This is a genomic window from Klebsiella sp. CN_Kp091 (genome assembly GCF_040065095.1).
Lineage (GTDB): Bacteria > Pseudomonadota > Gammaproteobacteria > Enterobacterales > Enterobacteriaceae > Klebsiella > Klebsiella aerogenes.
Genome location: NZ_JBEAIO010000006.1, coordinates 251115 through 267700, shown reverse-complemented (window position 1 = coordinate 267700; position 16586 = coordinate 251115). Strand labels below are relative to the sequence as shown.

The 16586-nt window shown below is 53.6% G+C and carries 13 protein-coding genes; 8 read left to right on the top strand and 5 right to left on the bottom strand.

From position 1 onward, the window contains the following. Positions 1 to 35 precede the first annotated feature (35 nt). Positions 36 to 974 carry a transcriptional regulator TdcA gene (gene tdcA, locus ABLV17_RS07715; RefSeq protein ID WP_087860638.1) on the bottom strand — a complete coding sequence of 313 codons (939 nt, stop codon included), beginning with the start codon at positions 972 to 974 and terminating at the stop codon, positions 36 to 38. A 584-nt stretch (positions 975 to 1558) separates the two neighbouring features. Further along, on the bottom strand, positions 1559 to 2704 hold the full coding sequence (locus ABLV17_RS07710; RefSeq protein WP_308958631.1) for an MFS transporter: 1146 nt from the start codon (positions 2702 to 2704) through the stop codon (positions 1559 to 1561). Positions 2705 to 2795: 91 nt separating this feature from the next. Between ABLV17_RS07710 and ABLV17_RS07705 the strand changes: the two genes are divergently transcribed. From ABLV17_RS07705 to ABLV17_RS07680, 6 genes are all read left to right on the top strand, one after another. Then, complete coding sequence (locus tag ABLV17_RS07705; protein WP_308958632.1) at positions 2796 to 3566, top strand: helix-turn-helix transcriptional regulator; 771 nt, start codon at positions 2796 to 2798, stop codon at positions 3564 to 3566. A gap of 122 nt (positions 3567 to 3688) precedes the next feature. Continuing rightward, complete coding sequence (locus ABLV17_RS07700; protein WP_308958633.1) at positions 3689 to 5422, top strand: alpha,alpha-trehalase; 1734 nt, start codon at positions 3689 to 3691, stop codon at positions 5420 to 5422. Positions 5423 to 5644: 222 nt separating this feature from the next. Then, positions 5645 to 7765 (top strand): TonB-dependent siderophore receptor, encoded by a 2121-nt coding sequence (locus ABLV17_RS07695; protein WP_183269059.1) that lies wholly within the window; start codon positions 5645 to 5647, stop codon positions 7763 to 7765. A gap of 187 nt (positions 7766 to 7952) precedes the next feature. Next, positions 7953 to 8804 carry a hypothetical protein gene (locus tag ABLV17_RS07690; protein ID WP_308959083.1) on the top strand — a complete coding sequence of 284 codons (852 nt, stop codon included), beginning with the start codon at positions 7953 to 7955 and terminating at the stop codon, positions 8802 to 8804. A gap of 72 nt (positions 8805 to 8876) precedes the next feature. Next, positions 8877 to 9728: a hypothetical protein gene (locus tag ABLV17_RS07685; RefSeq protein WP_308959084.1), complete on the top strand. Its 852-nt coding sequence runs from the start codon at positions 8877 to 8879 to the stop codon at positions 9726 to 9728. Positions 9729 to 9742: 14 nt separating this feature from the next. Further along, positions 9743 to 10564, top strand: a complete 822-nt coding sequence (locus tag ABLV17_RS07680; protein ID WP_213316890.1) for a TIGR04222 domain-containing membrane protein — start codon at positions 9743 to 9745, stop codon at positions 10562 to 10564. A gap of 57 nt (positions 10565 to 10621) precedes the next feature. Here ABLV17_RS07680 and emtA read toward each other — a convergent pair whose 3' ends face one another. Further along, positions 10622 to 11233, bottom strand: coding sequence for a membrane-bound lytic murein transglycosylase EmtA (gene emtA, locus ABLV17_RS07675; protein WP_015366071.1), 612 nt, complete (start codon positions 11231 to 11233; stop codon positions 10622 to 10624). A 95-nt stretch (positions 11234 to 11328) separates the two neighbouring features. Between emtA and ldcA the strand changes: the two genes are divergently transcribed. Both ldcA and ABLV17_RS07665 read left to right on the top strand, forming a co-directional pair. Next, a complete protein-coding gene (ldcA, locus tag ABLV17_RS07670) occupies positions 11329 to 12243 on the top strand; it encodes a muramoyltetrapeptide carboxypeptidase (RefSeq protein WP_213794552.1) in 915 nt (304 codons plus the stop codon). A gap of 90 nt (positions 12244 to 12333) precedes the next feature. Next, complete coding sequence (locus tag ABLV17_RS07665) at positions 12334 to 14067, top strand: potassium/proton antiporter (RefSeq protein WP_213794551.1); 1734 nt, start codon at positions 12334 to 12336, stop codon at positions 14065 to 14067. A 16-nt stretch (positions 14068 to 14083) separates the two neighbouring features. Here the strand turns inward: ABLV17_RS07665 and dadX are convergent, their stop codons facing one another. Beyond that, a complete protein-coding gene (dadX, locus tag ABLV17_RS07660; RefSeq protein ID WP_213316888.1) occupies positions 14084 to 15154 on the bottom strand; it encodes a catabolic alanine racemase DadX in 1071 nt (356 codons plus the stop codon). 9 nt (positions 15155 to 15163) lie between these two features. Beyond that, the gene (locus tag ABLV17_RS07655; RefSeq protein WP_213794550.1) at positions 15164 to 16462 is read right to left on the bottom strand and encodes a D-amino acid dehydrogenase; all 1299 of its coding nucleotides are present in this window, start codon (positions 16460 to 16462) and stop codon (positions 15164 to 15166) included. Between the last annotated feature and the right edge of the window lie 124 nt (positions 16463 to 16586).

Here is a 16586-nt window from a genome sequence, read left to right as displayed (position 1 = left end):
TCGCAGCTTAAGTTTCGATTAATATAAATAGACAATCAATCCACACTGATTAATTGTCGTCGTCGGCAACCGCTATGGGCTGAATATTCTTTCGCTAATTCGACTAACGCCGAGGCCGCGCTTTTAATGCGATAATTTTTCGACCATACCGCAGCATAATGCGCTACGGGTAACGCGTCCTCGACAGGAATAGTAATAAATTGATTAGAGCCAAATGGTGCGGTCATATCACAAGGAATAACCGTCAGGAAATCAGCATTGAGAACAAGATTATAAATAGTAACGACAGAGTCTGTTTTAACGATGTTTTCATTGTTGATGCCGCTGCGTTGAAGCGTGGCGAGGAGTTCACTGTAGTAACCCATATTAGTTTGCGGCAATACCCACTGTTCGTGTTGTAACGATGCCAGCGTGGCACTGCCGCTACGCGTTCGCGATTTGCTGGCCACCAGCACGAACTCTGATTCAAATAGCGGTTCGACATGTAGATCGTGCAGCTTCATTTCATCGCTCAGCGTGCCGATGGCGAAATCGAGACGGCCATCGCGGATCGCCGGCAGGAACGAAGAAAGCTGCGCTTCGTACATCGAGACCTGTGCTTTTGGAAATAACTTTTTGAATTTATGGATCATGTCCGACATAAAAGTGAAGCCGATCAGCGACGGGAAACCGAAAGAGACGTCAACGACGGTGCTGCAGGTCATACTGTGCATTTCGTTAACCATATTTTTCATTTCGCGGGTAATCGATTCCGACCAGCTCAACAGCACCTGTCCGGCTTCAGTCAACGTAACACCGGTATTTTTACGGACAATGAGCTCAGTACCGAAATAGTCTTCAATATCATTAATTGTTTTACTGACTGCAGGTTGAGTTAATCCTAATTCTTTCGCTGCTGAACCAATCGAACCACTTCGGATCACCTCCTGGAATACAACCAGGTGCTGAGTTTTAGGGAGCGGAATAGTATTCATATTGGTTATCCACGTTAATGACTTTGTTGACGGCGGGAAGTGTATCAAATGATGATCTGCTGGTTGTGTGAGACTACTCACAAAGCCCTTTCACCTATAATCAACCTTATCCAAAAAACAAATTAAAACACTTAAAATCAATAAGTTAAAATCAAAAACATGAAATTAAGCATGATTTTAGTCAAAGAAATATGAGGGGATAAAAAATATTTATGGGGATAAAAAAGGTTAATTTTTAAGCTAAACGCGAGCAGGGAAGGGGTAATTTTCAAGCAATAAAAGGAGATATATCACATTAATTCCTGATTAAAACACAGGTGTAAACAATCAAATAAAATGAGAAAACTGTATTTATTTCGATTTATTACGGGATGAGGTCACAATTTTTCACGTTATTTGTATGTAAAGATATGTTTCATTAATTTAATTGAAAACAAAAACAAACAATAATCTATCATTTTAAACATTATTTTAACTTCATTTTTTGGCTATTTTATAGCAGGTAATTCCTTGATTAAAATCAATGTCGATTTTTCATCTACCCACAAAGCTACTAAATAGTGATTTGTGCTAATCATCACAAATCAGGAAAACTCATCAAGCATGTGCCGCAGATAACGCCAACCGGTTAGCGCGCTAACCACCGCGCAGATTGCCAGCGTGATACCCAACGATTCCCCCCACCCCACAAATGCCAGCCCCAAGCCGATAACCAAATAATAGGTCAGGCCGAACAGCGCTCCGGCGCTACCACGACAATCAGCGTAATCGCTAAGCGCCGTACCCAACACCACGGGGATCGCCATGGCATATGCCGCCGCCACCCCCATCATCGGCAGTAAAAAGAACAATGAATGCGTTAACAGGCCGACGCCTGCGCTGGAGAGCAGTAACAGCAGACCGGCACAGATAAAAATGTGCCGCTGAGCGGCTCCACGTCGTAGCAACAGACGATTCCCCTGCGCGCCGGCTAACGCCCCTGCCGCCAGCGCCATACCGCTATAGCCAAAAGCCTGCGCATCCAGTCCCTGCCGGGCAAAAAGGAAAGGTCCCTGGCTGTAATAGCTGAACAAACCGATATTCAATACCGCAACTAACACTACCGCTAAACGGATTTTCGCATCCGCCAGCATGCGCAGCATTAACGGCCAGAGCGTCTGATCCCCTGTTCGCGGCGGCCGGGTTTCCGGCATTACCACTGCGCACAGCAGCAATAATGCCGCCGCCAGCAGCGCCAACGCCCCGAAGACGCCATACATTCCCCACCACCCCGCCAGCACGCCGCCAAGATAAACGCCAATGGCCGGGCTGATAGCCAGCGCCATGCCGACGAAGGAAAAGATGGCCGCCAACTGCCGGCCATCAAACGCATCGCGCAACACCGTTTGCCCAACCACCGACCCGATAGCCGCGCCGAAAGCCGCCACGATGCGAGCCGCCAGCAGCACGCTAAAATTTGGCGCCGCCAGCGCCAGCATACAGCCTGCGGTATACACCGCCAGACCGAGCAATAACGCCGGCCGTCGTCCACGCCGGTCGCTGAACCAGCCCCAGAACAGCACGCCGATGGCAAAGCCGATGAAATAGACCGCCAGCGTCTGCGCCGCATCGGCGGCGCTAACGGAAAAATGTGCGCTGATATCAGTCAGCGCCGGGCTATAGATGGTTTCCGCGATTTGCGGAAACATGAGTAGTGCGGTAACCAGCGCCATCGCCGAACGACTTAACATATCCACCTCCCTTATCAGAGGCGCCATTGTAGGGAGCGGCATAATCGGCGATTATAAATATAATGACTTTTAACATCGAGAATCAGACATCATGGCATGGCTCAGCGCGGATGCATCCTTTGACCCTGATACGCTCAATACGCCGCTGATTGGCGTGCAAGCGACCCTTAACGGCGATCATGACGATGGTCTGCATCATCATCAAATGGGGCAGATGCTATTTACCCGTCAGGGTTGTATCCGGCTGACGTTAAACGATGGCGCGCTATTGTGTATGTTGCCGCCAACCCGCGCGGCGTGGATCCCCGCAGGCGTCACCCACCGCGCCGAAATGCAGTACATCGTTGATTACCGTTCGGTGTGGTTCGCCACTACCTCATACCCGCAGCTGCCCCGTCAGCCTGCGATTCTCAACGTTACGCCGCTGCTGCGCGAGTTGCTCGAACGCATTAGCGCCAGCCCGTGGGATACCGACTGGCGACAGAGCCCGGCCCGGCATCTGGCGGCGCTCTGCGTGGCGGAAATCGGCGCGGCAAAACAGGAACCGATGATGCTAACGCTGCCGCAGGATAAACGCCTGCGTCATCTCAACGGCAATGCGCAACCACCGCTACTTCAGCAACTGGCTGCGCAATGCGGCGCCGGAGAAAAGACCATCAGCCGCCTGTTTCAGCGCGAAACCGGCATGTCATATCAACAATGGCGCCAACAGTGGCGGCTAATGAAAGCTGTAGAATTGCTGTCTTGCGGCCAGCGCATCACGGATGTCGCCCAGGCGCTGGAGTTTGCCAGCGATAGCGCCTTTATCTACTTCTTCCGTACCCAGACCGGCAAAACGCCGGGACAATACTTCACCAGGTAAATACTCTGTTTTCGGCCAAAATGTTAACTCCAACACGCGAAGCGGCCGATATTCGGCTAAGGTTTTCTGATGGCCGTTCGCAGTGGCGCGAAGTCAGCAAAACGCAAAATGGAGAATTATCGATGACGAGATCGGTTCTACGTCGCCCGGAAACCCTGACATACCTCATTCAACTGGCGCTGGGAGGCGCAATGTTAAGCCTGGCGACATTTGCCGTTCAGGCTGATGAAAACCCCGCCCCGGTGCCGCAATCGCCTGATGAACTTTTAGGCCCGCTATTTAACGACGTGCAAAGCGCGAAACTCTTCGCTGACCAAAAAACCTTCGCCGATGCGGTACCGAACAGCGATCCGCTAATGATCCTTGCCGACTATCGGATGCAAAAAAGCCAGGCCAGCTTCGATCTGCGCCATTTCGTCGAGATCAACTTCACCCTGCCGCGTGATAACGATCAATACGTGCCGCCGAAAGGGCAAACATTGCGTCAACACATCGATGGGCTATGGCCGGTATTAACCCGCAGCACCGTCGAGGTAGAAAAATGGGATTCGCTGCTGCCGCTGCCGAAACCTTATGTGGTGCCCGGTGGACGCTTCCGCGAAGTCTATTACTGGGACAGCTATTTCACCATGCTGGGTCTCGCCGAAAGCGGGCACTGGGATAAAGTGGAAGACATGGTGGCCAACTTCGCCGCCGAAATAGACCGTTGGGGCCATATTCCAAACGGCAACCGCAGCTACTACCTGAGTCGTTCGCAGCCGCCGTTCTTCTCCTTTATGGTTGAGCTGCTGGCCAGCCACGATGGCGATCGGGCGCTAAAGACCTGGCTGCCGCAGATGGAAAAAGAGTATCGCTACTGGATGGAAGGCGCCGAGGCGCTGACGCCCGGCAACGCCAATAAACGCGTGGTGCGTCTGGAAGATGGCGCGCTGCTTAACCGCTACTGGGATGATAACGATACGCCTCGCCCGGAATCGTGGCTGGACGATGTTACCACCGCCAAAAACAATCCTAACCGCCCGGCCACCGAAATCTATCGCGACCTACGTTCCGCCGCGGCCTCTGGATGGGACTTCAGTTCTCGCTGGATGGATAATCCGCAGCAATTGGGGACTATCCGCACCACCAGCATCATTCCGGTCGATCTCAATGCGCTGATGTTCCACATGGAGAAAACCATCGCCCGCGCCAGTAAGGCCGCTGGCGACAGCGCCAAAGCCGGGCAGTACGATGCGTTAGCGAACGCCCGCCAGAAAGCGCTGGAAAAATATCTGTGGAACGATAAAGAAGGCTGGTATGCCGATTACGATCTGAAGAGCCATAAAGTCCGGAATCAGCTGACCGCCGCGGCGCTGTTCCCGCTGTACGTCAAAGCGGCCTCCAGCGAACGCGCCGCGAAAGTCGCCGCGGCGGCGGAAAGCCGCCTGCTGAAGCCCGGCGGACTCACCACCACCACGGTCAATAGCGGCCAGCAATGGGACGCGCCAAACGGCTGGGCCCCGCTGCAGTGGGTAGCGGTGGAAGGCCTGCAGAACTACGGTCAGAAAAAAGTGGCCATGGAGGTCACCTGGCGCTTCCTCAGCAACGTACAGCACACCTATGACAGCAAGCAGAAGCTGGTAGAGAAATATGACGTGAGTTCAACGGGTACCGGCGGCGGCGGCGGAGAGTATCCCCTGCAGGACGGCTTTGGCTGGACCAATGGCGTGACGTTGAAAATGCTCGACCTGGTTTGCCCGCAGGAAAAACCGTGTGATGCCCTGCCGGCGACCCGTCCGACGCCGGCAGAAAGCGCCACCGGTAAGCAGCCAGCCGCGAACGATGCCGTGGCGGCTGCGGAGAAAAAAGCCCAATAATCCCCTGCGCGCGGCGATATCTTCGCCGCGCTATTACCATCGACATCACCCCATCATCCGCTCGACAGCCAGCAAAATGTCTTCTTGCTCTGAGGAGGACTATTTTGCTTGATCATGCAAAAGCAAACGATAATAATTCGCATTATTTTTAACGAAAAAGCATTTCGTTTATTTCCGCGGCGGCGCACAGGAGTGCCAGACCGCGCTATTCAGGATTATGGCATGATCTCCTCTGTTGACTTCAAACGCTCCGTGCTGGTATGCGCCCTCGCGGCCGCCTTCCCTCTCGCCGCGCAGGCGGAAGATACTCTAATCGTTACCGCAAAGCCTGACGACTCCGCCAGCGCGCAGACTCAAGGCTATAGCGCCAAAACGTCAACCGGCGCCACGAAAACCGATCAGCCGTTGATAACTACCGCCCAGTCGGTATCGGTGATCACCCGCCAGCAAATCGCCGATCAGGGCGCCAATACCGTAAGCCAGGCGCTACAGTATACGCCGGGGGTTTATTCCAGTTTTGGCGGCGGCGCGACGCGCTTTGATACTATCTCGCTGCGCGGCTACCACGGCGGCGATGTCGATAACCTGTTCCTTGACGGCATGCGCCTGATGAGCGACGGCGGCAGCCATAACGTACTGCAGATCGACCCATGGTTTATTGAGCGCGTCGACGTCATCCGTGGCCCCTCTTCCGCCCTTTACGGCCAGAGTGTGCCGGGCGGGGTGGTCAATTTGACCTCCAAACGGCCGCAGTTCAGCCAGCAGGGTCACTTCCGCCTGACCGGTGGTACGCAAAATACTAAGGGCGCGGCTTTTGACTATACCAACGCTATCAATGACCAGTGGGCCTGGCGGCTCATCGGCATGACCCGCAGCAGCGATACGCAGTATGACCATACCCGCGAAGAGCGCTACGCGATTTCGCCTTCCTTGCTGTGGCAACCGGATAGCGATACTTCGCTGCTGTTGCGCGCCTACCTGCAAAAAGATCCCTCCGGAGGCTACCACGGCTCTCTGCCGCTGGATGGCACCCGTTACGCGCACAACGGCCGTAAACTTTCACCCAGCACTAATGAAGGCGATCCGGGTGATGGCTACCAGCGCCGCGAACAGATCTACAGCTACGAGTTCAATCACCAGTTTAGCGATGTCTGGTCGGCCTACTCCGCGGGCAGCTATACCCATACGAATGTCTCGCTGGATCAGGTTTATCAGGTTGGCTGGGTAGGTGACAGCGACATGCTTTCCCGCGGCTACAGCGGTTCCCGCGGGTCGCTGGACGCCTGGTCAACCGATAACCGCCTGCGCGCCGATTTCGCCACCGGTGAACTGGCGCATACGCTGATCCTCGGCGCTGAGTATCATCGCTTCCGCAACGATTTGTGGACCGGCGCTGGCGGCGCGGCGCCGCTCAATCCGTTCACCGGCTATACGCCGCAAACCGGGCATACCATCACCTACAGCGATAATAATAATCGCCGTTATTACCAGACCGGGCTTTATCTGCAGGATGAAATGGTGTGGAACCGCTGGCATCTTGATGTTTCCGGGCGCTACGACCGCATCGTTTCACAGCAGGTAAGCGACACCTCAGGCACGTCAAACCGCCGCTCCGACGATCACATCAGCGGCCGCGCCTCGCTGCTGTACGCGCTCGATAACGGTCTTTCGCCCTACTTAAGCTACAGCCAGGCGATTACCCCGGCGATGCTGCCGGGTGCCGACGGCACGTTATTAAAACCCACCACCGCCGAACAGGTGGAAGCCGGCCTGAAATTCCAGCCGCCGGGCAGCAGCGATTTGTATAGCATCGCGATTTACGACTTGATGCAAAAGGATGTCGCCACCCGCGATCCGAACATCGCCACCGCCACCTATATTCCCGCCGGAAAAGTGCATTCGCAGGGCGTAGAGCTGGAAGCGCATAATCAAATTACACCGCAATTGAGCACTATTGCCTCTTATACCTGGAATCGCCTGCGCTTCCAGGACACGAAAGACGGCACCGATAGTAATACGCCGCAGCTGTCGCCAGATCAGATGGCCTCGTTCTGGGCGCGCTATCAATTGCCGGCGGGCATTACCCTTGGCGCGGGCGTGCGCTATATCGGTAAGCAGTGGGCCGATGACGCCAATACCGAACGTTTACCTTCGGTCACCCTGATAGATGCGATGGCGCGCGCCGACCTCGGAGCGTGGTCGACAGCGATGAAAGGCGCCTACATTCAGGTTAACGCGAATAATATCGGCGATCGTGAATATCTTTCCGGCTGCTACGGCACCGGCAACTGTTACTGGGGGGCTGAACGCAGCGTCACGGCTACCGTGGGTTACGATTTTTAATTTCCCTCAACAATATAAGCCTCCTGAAATAATTCGGAGGCTTAGTTTAATAAGTCACGTAAATAGCTGGTTAATGTTTTTTAATAAAAGCCGCCAGACAAACTAAATTTGTTGTTTAACCAGAACTCCACTATTAAACTAGATAAAGGTCTACGCGCTACGTTACGGCTATCACAGGGAGTGAGAATTGAACAATTTAATCAGCTTTATCTCTGATTTATCCCTATTACCCTTTATGATTTATTACGTATCATTCACCATTATAATATTTATTTCAGTGGAGGTTCTCATCAGCAAAACTCGCCCTGCTGTAAATATGAAAACGATACCCTCTCCATTTACTGTACCAGTTTGGTTGTTCGCCTGGTTACGTAACGGAACTAACGGCGTTATACAACTGGCTGTGTTTCGCCTGTTAAGAATGAATTATTTAACTATCATACATACAGAGCATAACGTTAAACTTTGTGCCAACCAACAGCATTATAAATGTGAAATGAGTCGGATAGAAAAAATACTTTTTGACCATTTTACTTTGCCGAAAATTAGCAATCAAAATTTACCCATGACTCTTTACCGTGCAACAGAAAACGATTGGGTTGCAGAAGTGCGCCATACAAACTTTATGTTAAGTTCCGTACAACAGAGGATAAACCAACTTCTGGTAGTTATACCCGCATGTATTTTAATTATACTGCTATTATGGAAAGCATTTTATGCCTTTGAAAAAACAGATGCCGGTTCAATAAATTGTCTTCTAATGCTTATAATCTCTAGCCGTTGCTGGTTTGCCATGTCGCGAAATACCTTAGATAAAACAAATCTGGACAGGAAAGGATTCTCAGTTAAAGTAATTACCGCTTGCACTGAACATTTAAAACAATCGTTAACATGCCGTACACTTCTCCTAGATGAAAATTTCGTCGATTATAGTATCGCTGTCAATGCGGTCGGTACTCTCCCCATCAAGTATCGCGAATACTATAATATAGCGTTGACTATCCAACTTCCACAATCCATCGAATATACCAATAGTTAATAAAATAGTAATCTCATGCATTTGATAAATAGTTTCAGCATATAACACCATGGTTATCACAAGGAATAAAAAGTGAAAGATATAATCAATTTTATCTCTAATTTACACCCGTTGTCCTTTATGGGTTACCATATATTATCAACGATAGTGATATATATTCTGGTGATAATTATTATCTCAAACACTCGTCCCTCTGAGAAAAACACACCGATACCACCACCTTACTCCCTATCACCGTCATTTCTCGCCTGGCTACGGGGAAAAGCCACCGTCGTTATTCAATTAGCCATGTTCAGGCTTTTAAGAAAAAACTACGTAACCATTATTTATTCCGCTGAGAATATTGAACTGCACAGCAATCAGCAGTATGCGGAGTGCAAGATGACTTGTGTAGAAAAAATACTCTTTGACCATTTTTCTACGCCAAAACCCAGCGCCCAGAATTTACCCCTTTCTCTTTACGTTGCCGATAAAAACCATTGGTCAGACGATCCCCACTGTAGAGGCCTGATGCTCAGTCCGGCACAACACACGTGGAATATGATCCTGATATTCGTGCCATCGATTATTTTAATTGCCACCTATACGTGGAAAGTTCTTTTTAATAACCATACCATTATTCACTCCGGAGTATTCAGCTGGCTTACCATGTTTATTGGTACCGGCCTGTGGTTATTGCTGTGGATAATAACCACGTTAAATGCCACTCGTCTGGATCGGGAGGGTATCTCGGTTAATATACTTGATTTATATATTGATAAATTAAAGGACACCCTTATCGCCGACGCAGAGACAACAACGGATGAAACAGCTGATTATTATATCGCCATCGGTAGGACAAATTTGCTGCCTGAAAGATATCGCGAGTATGTGAAAATCGTCAAGCAAGTAAACTATCCCGGCTCAGTCGTAAAACTTGATTAACAGGGAAACGCATCATGTGGACTCTTATTATGCATATGCACCCTCTGCTGTTTCTCGGCTGTTTTATCGTTATCGTCCCGGCTATTTATCTTTCTATAGGAATCATTATCGCCCTGACGCGGCCTGCGGCTAAAGCCCAACAGTTAACGCCCGGGAACGACCCATGGCTTCTTGCCTGGGTTGACGGCGGCGGCACGCGGGTCATTCAGTTAGCGATGTTCAGTTTGTTACATAAAGGATATCTGTGGATCCCCGAACCCGGGCAAATGTTGGCTAACGGACGCTATGCAAGCAATGAAATGAACGTCATTGAAAGAATTTTATTTGACCATTTTGAGGTACGAAAACCATGTCATGAAGATCTGCCTACTAGCCTGCATATCTCCAACCTTAACATCTGGCAGGATCAGCATAAAAGCCCAGAGTTAACCTTAAGTATGCTACGCCGCCGATGCAATTTTCTGTTGTTCAGTATCCCCTCACTCATCTTAGCGGCAATATTAGCTTGTCGAATATTTATCTACGTCGATGTCGCTGAAAACACTTTTTGTTGGATATTGATGGTTACAGGCAGCCTGTTGTGGTTCACGGCATGGGGTTGCAACGTCTGGGATCATAATCGTCTGGATTTTAATGGGGTCTCACATAATAATTCTCATGCGCTTATCGGATTATTACGCGAAAAATTAGCCCAGACTGGCGATGAAATGGATGAGGCCACGGCTATGCTGGCGGTGGCGGTTAGTGGTATCGAGTCCCTTCCTGAAAGTTACCGGGATTACAAAGCTTTGATTGGTCCCGTCAGCTACATCAGTTCAATTCGCCACGAGAGTTAGGATTATCTGAAAGGCACCCCGCAAGGCGAATCCTGCCCGGCGGGGTGAGAGGAGACGCTACATCGCGTCCAGCGCTTTCTGCAGTTTCCAGATATAGCGCGGCGCCTGTGGGGCTGGATGCTTTTTCGCCACGTGTTCAAAGAACTCATCGGCATCGAGATCGTTAATCTCGTCAATGGCGTCCTGGCGATTCGACGAGAAGGTGCGCAGCAGCGCGCCCGCGCCGTTGGCATAAGAGACCACGACCGCATAGCGCATCACCTGCGGGTCCTTAATTCCCGCCAGCGGGCCGTTTTCCAGAATGCTCAGGTAAGCGGCGCCCATCGAGATATTGCGTTCCGGATTCTTCAGCTCGCTTACCGAAGGCTGGCCACGCCAGCCCATCCGTTGATAGACATCGCGCCCGGAGGTCGACGGCTTCAACTGCATCAGCCCTACCGCGCCGGATTTACTGACCACCGAGGGATTACCGCCGGACTCAATCGCGATGATCGCCGTTATCAGCTGCGGGTCTACTCCCCACGCGGCGCCGGCTTTTTCGCTAATCGGCATCCACTGCATCGACCGCTTCACCGGGACTTCCGGGTTCCACGGCGGATTGGTGTAATCGTGCTTTGAGCTACAACCGGCCAACAATACAAATAAAAAAACAAACCATCTCAATTTCACACATCTATCCTTATTGGCTGAAGTTTGCCGCACGGAGATGACAATACACGTTCCAGGCGGCATGATAACCCTTTCATTCTTTGCAAGGAATTGCCATGTCTCAGTTTTATCTGGTCGCCCCTTCCGGTTACTGTATCAATCAACAGGCTGCGGCCCTTGGCGTGGCCCGTCTGCAGGAGGCCGGTCATCAGGTACTGAACCAACAGGCGATCTCCCGTCGACAGCAGCGTTTCGCCGGCAGCGACAGCGAACGCCTGGCCGATATTAACCAACTTGCGGTCCTTAAGGGAAAAAACCGCATCGTGCTGGCGGTGCGCGGCGGCTATGGCGCCACCCGGTTACTATCGCATATCGACTGGCAGGCCTTGTCCGCGCGCCAGCGTCAGGATCCGCTGCTTATCTGCGGCCACAGTGATTTCACCGCCATCCAGATGGGACTGTTGGCTAAAGCCAACGCTATCAGCTTCAGCGGGCCGATGTTAGCGGGCAATTTCGGCGCAGAAACCCTGAATGCGTTTACTGAACATCACTTCTGGCAGGCGCTGCGCGAACCGGAGTTTACCCTCGAATGGCAAAGCGATGGCCCGGCCTGCCGCGCCGAAGGCACCCTGTGGGGCGGCAATCTGGCGATGGTCACGTCGCTCATCGGCACGCCGTGGCTACCGCAGATTGATGGCGGTATTCTGGTGCTTGAGGATATCAACGAACACCCGTTCCGCGTAGAGCGTATGCTGCTACAGTTGCTCAACAGCGGGATCCTTGCGCGCCAACGGGCCATTGTGCTCGGCAGCTTTACCGGCGCGCAGCCCAACGACTACGACGACGGTTACGATCTACCCACCGTCTACGCGTGGCTACGTCAGCAACTCGCCATCCCGCTGCTGACCGGACTCGAATTCGGTCATGAACAACGCACCGTGACTTTGCCTCTCGGCGCACAGGCACGGCTGGTCAACAACGCCTCTGTCGCAACGTTAACGATAAGCGGCCATCCGGTGCTGACGGAATAAAAATTCCTCTCCGCGAGTATCCTGAAAACGCGCGGATTGTTAAAATGGTGTAATTTTCACCCCTTCACGCTGACAAGGAGTACGTGAACATTGGACGCCGCTGCGGTCATTAGTCTGTTTATCCTGGGTTCTGTTTTAGTAACCTGCAGTATTTTATTGAGTTCTTTCTCCTCGCGCCTCGGCATCCCGATTCTGGTTATCTTCCTCGCTATCGGTATGCTGGCAGGCGTTGACGGTATCGGCGGCATTCCTTTCGATAACTATCCCTTCGCCTATATGGTGAGTAACCTCGCGCTGGCGGTGATCCTGCTGGACGGTGGTATGCGCACCCAGGCCAGTTCGTTTCGCGTGGCGCTCTGGCCAGCGCTATCGCTGGCGACGGTCGGCGTGCTGATAACCTCCGCCCTTACCGGGATGATGGCGGCATGGCTGTTCAAGCTCGATTTAATCGAAGGGCTGCTGATCGGCGCCATTGTCGGCTCCACCGACGCGGCAGCGGTGTTCTCGCTGCTCGGCGGTAAAGGGCTTAACGAGCGCGTTGGCTCGACCCTCGAAATTGAATCCGGCAGTAACGACCCGATGGCGGTATTCCTCACCATTACCCTGATTGAGATGATCCAACAGCACGAAGCAGGACTGAGCTGGATGTTTGTGGTGCATATCATTCAACAGTTTGGCCTGGGCATCGCTATTGGTCTCGGCGGCGGTTATCTGCTGCTGCAGATGATTAATCGCATCGTCCTGCCTACCGGGCTCTATCCCCTGCTGGCGCTAAGCGGCGGGATCATGATTTTCGCCGTCACCACCTCCCTGAATGGGAGCGGTATCCTCGCGGTCTATCTCTGCGGTTTCCTGCTCGGTAATAAACCTATTCGCAACCGCCACGGCATTCTGCAAAACTTTGACGGCCTGGCGTGGCTGGCGCAAATCGCCATGTTCCTCGTCCTCGGCCTGCTGGTGACGCCGTCCGACCTGTGGCCGATCGCGATTCCGGCGCTACTGCTGTCTATGTGGATGATCTTCATCGCGCGTCCGCTGTCGGTATTCGCCGGCCTGCTGCCGTTCCGCGGTTTTAATCTGCGTGAGCGGGTGTTTATCAGCTGGGTCGGATTGCGCGGCGCGGTGCCGATTATCCTCGCCGTTTTCCCGATGATGGCCGGGCTTGAGAACGCGCGGCTGTTCTTTAACGTCGCCTTCTTCGTGGTGCTGATTTCACTGCTATTACAGGGAACCTCACTGTCCTGGGCGGCGAAAAAAGCGAAGGTCGTGGTACCGCCGGTCGGCTGGCCTATCTCTCGCGTCGGTTTGGATATCCATCCGGAAAATCCGTGGGAGCAATTTGTGTACCAGCTGGGTGATGATAAATGGTGCGTTGGCGCAGCGTTGCGCGATCTCCACATGCCGCCGGAGACGCGTATCGCCGCACTCTTCCGCGACAACGTACTGCTGCATCCTACCGGCAGCACGCGGCTGATGGATGGCGATATTCTTTGCGTTATCGGCCGCGAGCGCGACCTGCCGGCGCTGGGTAAAATGTTCAGCCAGTCGCCGCCGGTCTCGCTCGATCAGCGGTTCTTTGGCGACTTCATCCTCGATGCGGAAGCTAAATTCACCGATGTGGCGCAGATTTATGGCCTCGACGGCGGTGAAGAGTTTCGCGAGCATCAGCAGTCGCTGGGCGATGTGATTCAGCAGCTGTTGGGCGCCGCGCCGGTCGTTGGCGATCAGGTGGAGTTTGCCGGTATGGTGTGGACGGTCGCCGAAAAAGAGGACGATCACGTACTGAAGGTGGGTGTGCGGGTCGCGGAAGATGAGGCGGAGTGATCCGCCTCACACAAAGTTACACCGTCACTACCGGCACGCGTGGCGCCAGAGCGCACATTAATTCATAACCGACGGTGCCGCTGGCCGCAGCGACATCGTCAATCTTAATCTCCTGTCCCCATAACTCGACCGGCGCGCCAATACCCGCGTGCGGGCAAGGCGTCAGATCTACCGCCAACATATCCATCGAAACACGCCCGACGGTGGTGGTGCGTACGCCGTCGACCAGCACCGGCGTGCCGCTCGGGGCGACGCGCGGATAGCCGTCGGCATAACCGCAGGCGACAATGCCGATGCGCTGCTCGCCGGATGCCTGATATAGCCCACCATAGCCCACCCGTTCGCCGCTTTTCAGCGTCTGTACGGCAATCACTTCACTGCTGAGGGTCATCGCCGCTTTCAAGCCGCTATTGGCAATATCTCGCCACTGACCCGACGGCGATGCGCCATACAGCACAATTCCCGGACGCACCCAATCAAAGTGCGCTTCCGGATGCCACAGCGTTGCCGCTGAGTTCGACAACGAACGCGGGCAGTCCAGCCCCTCCGCCGCCTGCTCGATACGGCGCATGGGCTCCACGATGCCCTCCGGGTTTTCCGCATCAGCGAAATGCGACATCAGCGTCATTTCACCGACGTTGGCGAGCGATCGCAGCTGTTGCCAGACGGTATGCACTCGCTCGGGCATAAAGCCCAGCCTATTCATACCGCTATTCACTTTAAGATAGATATCCAGCGGCGCATGCAGTTTAGCCTGCTGCAGGGCTTTAATTTGCCAGTTGCTGTGTACGCTGGTGGTCAGACGATACTTATCAAGCAGCGCCAGTTCATCGGCGTGAAAGAACCCTTCCAGCAGTAGAATCGGTCCTTTCCAGCCCTTTTCCCGCAGCAAGATTGCCTCTTCGAGATTGAGCAATGCGTATCCATCTGCGGCGTTCAGCGCCTGCCACATCCGCGCCAGGCCGTGACCATAGGCATTCGCCTTCACCACCGCCCAAACGCGCGCCCCAGGGGCGGCGCGGCGAACAATCTGTAAATTCTGACGTAAAGCCGACAGATCAATGCTGGCTTTTACCGGACGAGACATGGAGGCTCCTTAGTTATGCACGCCGTGCAGATGCTGAGCGCGAGCCGGCGTAAAGCCCGGGCTGTAACGCGCCACGGCCAGATCATCATAAGGGATCGCCGGCGTACGCCCGGAGATCAGGTCGCTCAGAAGCTGCCCGGACCCGCAGGCCATGGTCCAGCCCAGCGTACCGTGCCCGGTGTTCAGCCACAGGTTTTTGTACGGCGTACGGCCAACCACCGGCGTACCGTCCGGCGTCATCGGCCGCAGGCCGGTCCAGAAGGTGGCCTGCTCAACGTAGCCGCCGCGCGGGAACAGATCGCGAACCACCATCTCCAGCGTCTCGCGGCGCGGCTTCAGCAGCTCTTTATTAAAGCCGACAATTTCCGCCATCCCGCCAACGCGAATACGCTTATCGAAACGGGTAATCGCGATTTTGTAAGTCTCATCAAGGATAGTCGATACCGGCGCGCCGCTCTCTTCGGCAATCGGAATAGTCAACGAGTAGCCTTTCAGCGGATAGACCGGGATATCCACCAGCCCTTTGAGCATCGCGGTGGAGTAAGAACCAAACGCCATCACGTAGGCGTCGCCCTTAATAATTTCCTCGCCGCATTTCACACCGGCGATTTGATCGCCTTCGTAAAGAAGCGCATCGACGGCAGTATTAAAGCGGAAAGTCACCCCTGCCGCCTCGGCCATCGCCGCCAGACGGGTGGTGAAGAGTTGGCAATCGCCGGTTTCATCGTTTGGCAGGCGCAGGCCGCCGGTCAGTTTATGACTGACTTCCGCCAGCGCCGGTTCAACTTCCAGCAGGCGGTTGGCTTCCAGCAGTTGATACGGCACGCCGGCCTCTTCCAGCACGGCGATATCACGAGTGGCGTTCTCATACTGTTTTTCGGTGCGGAAGAGCTGCAGGGTGCCCCCCTGGCGGCCTTCATACTGGATACCGGTGGTTTCACGCAGCGCTTTCAGGCAATCGCGGCTATATTCCGCCAGGCGCACCATACGCCCTTTGTTTTCCATATAGTGGCGGGTATCGCAGTTACGCAGCATCTGCCACATCCACTTGAGCTGGAACTGCGTGCCGTCAAGGCCAATCGCCAATGGCGCATGGCGCTGGAACATCCATTTAATCGCCTTCAGCGGCACGCCCGGCGCCGCCCACGGCGCCGCGTAGCCGGGAGAGATCTGCCCGGCGTTGGCGGCGCTGGTTTCTTCAGCGGGCCCTGGCTGACGGTCGATAACCGTCACCTCATGTCCCGCCTGGCTTAAATACCAGGCGCTCGCTACCCCAACCACCCCACTTCCCAGTATGACGACTCGCATAGCCACTCCGTAATAGTTAAAGAACAATCATCTAATTACAAATTGATAACCCAGATGAAAATATTATTCAACATACGCTTTATTTATGGTGACTTATCTCACACCAAACCGCACCAGCACTGAC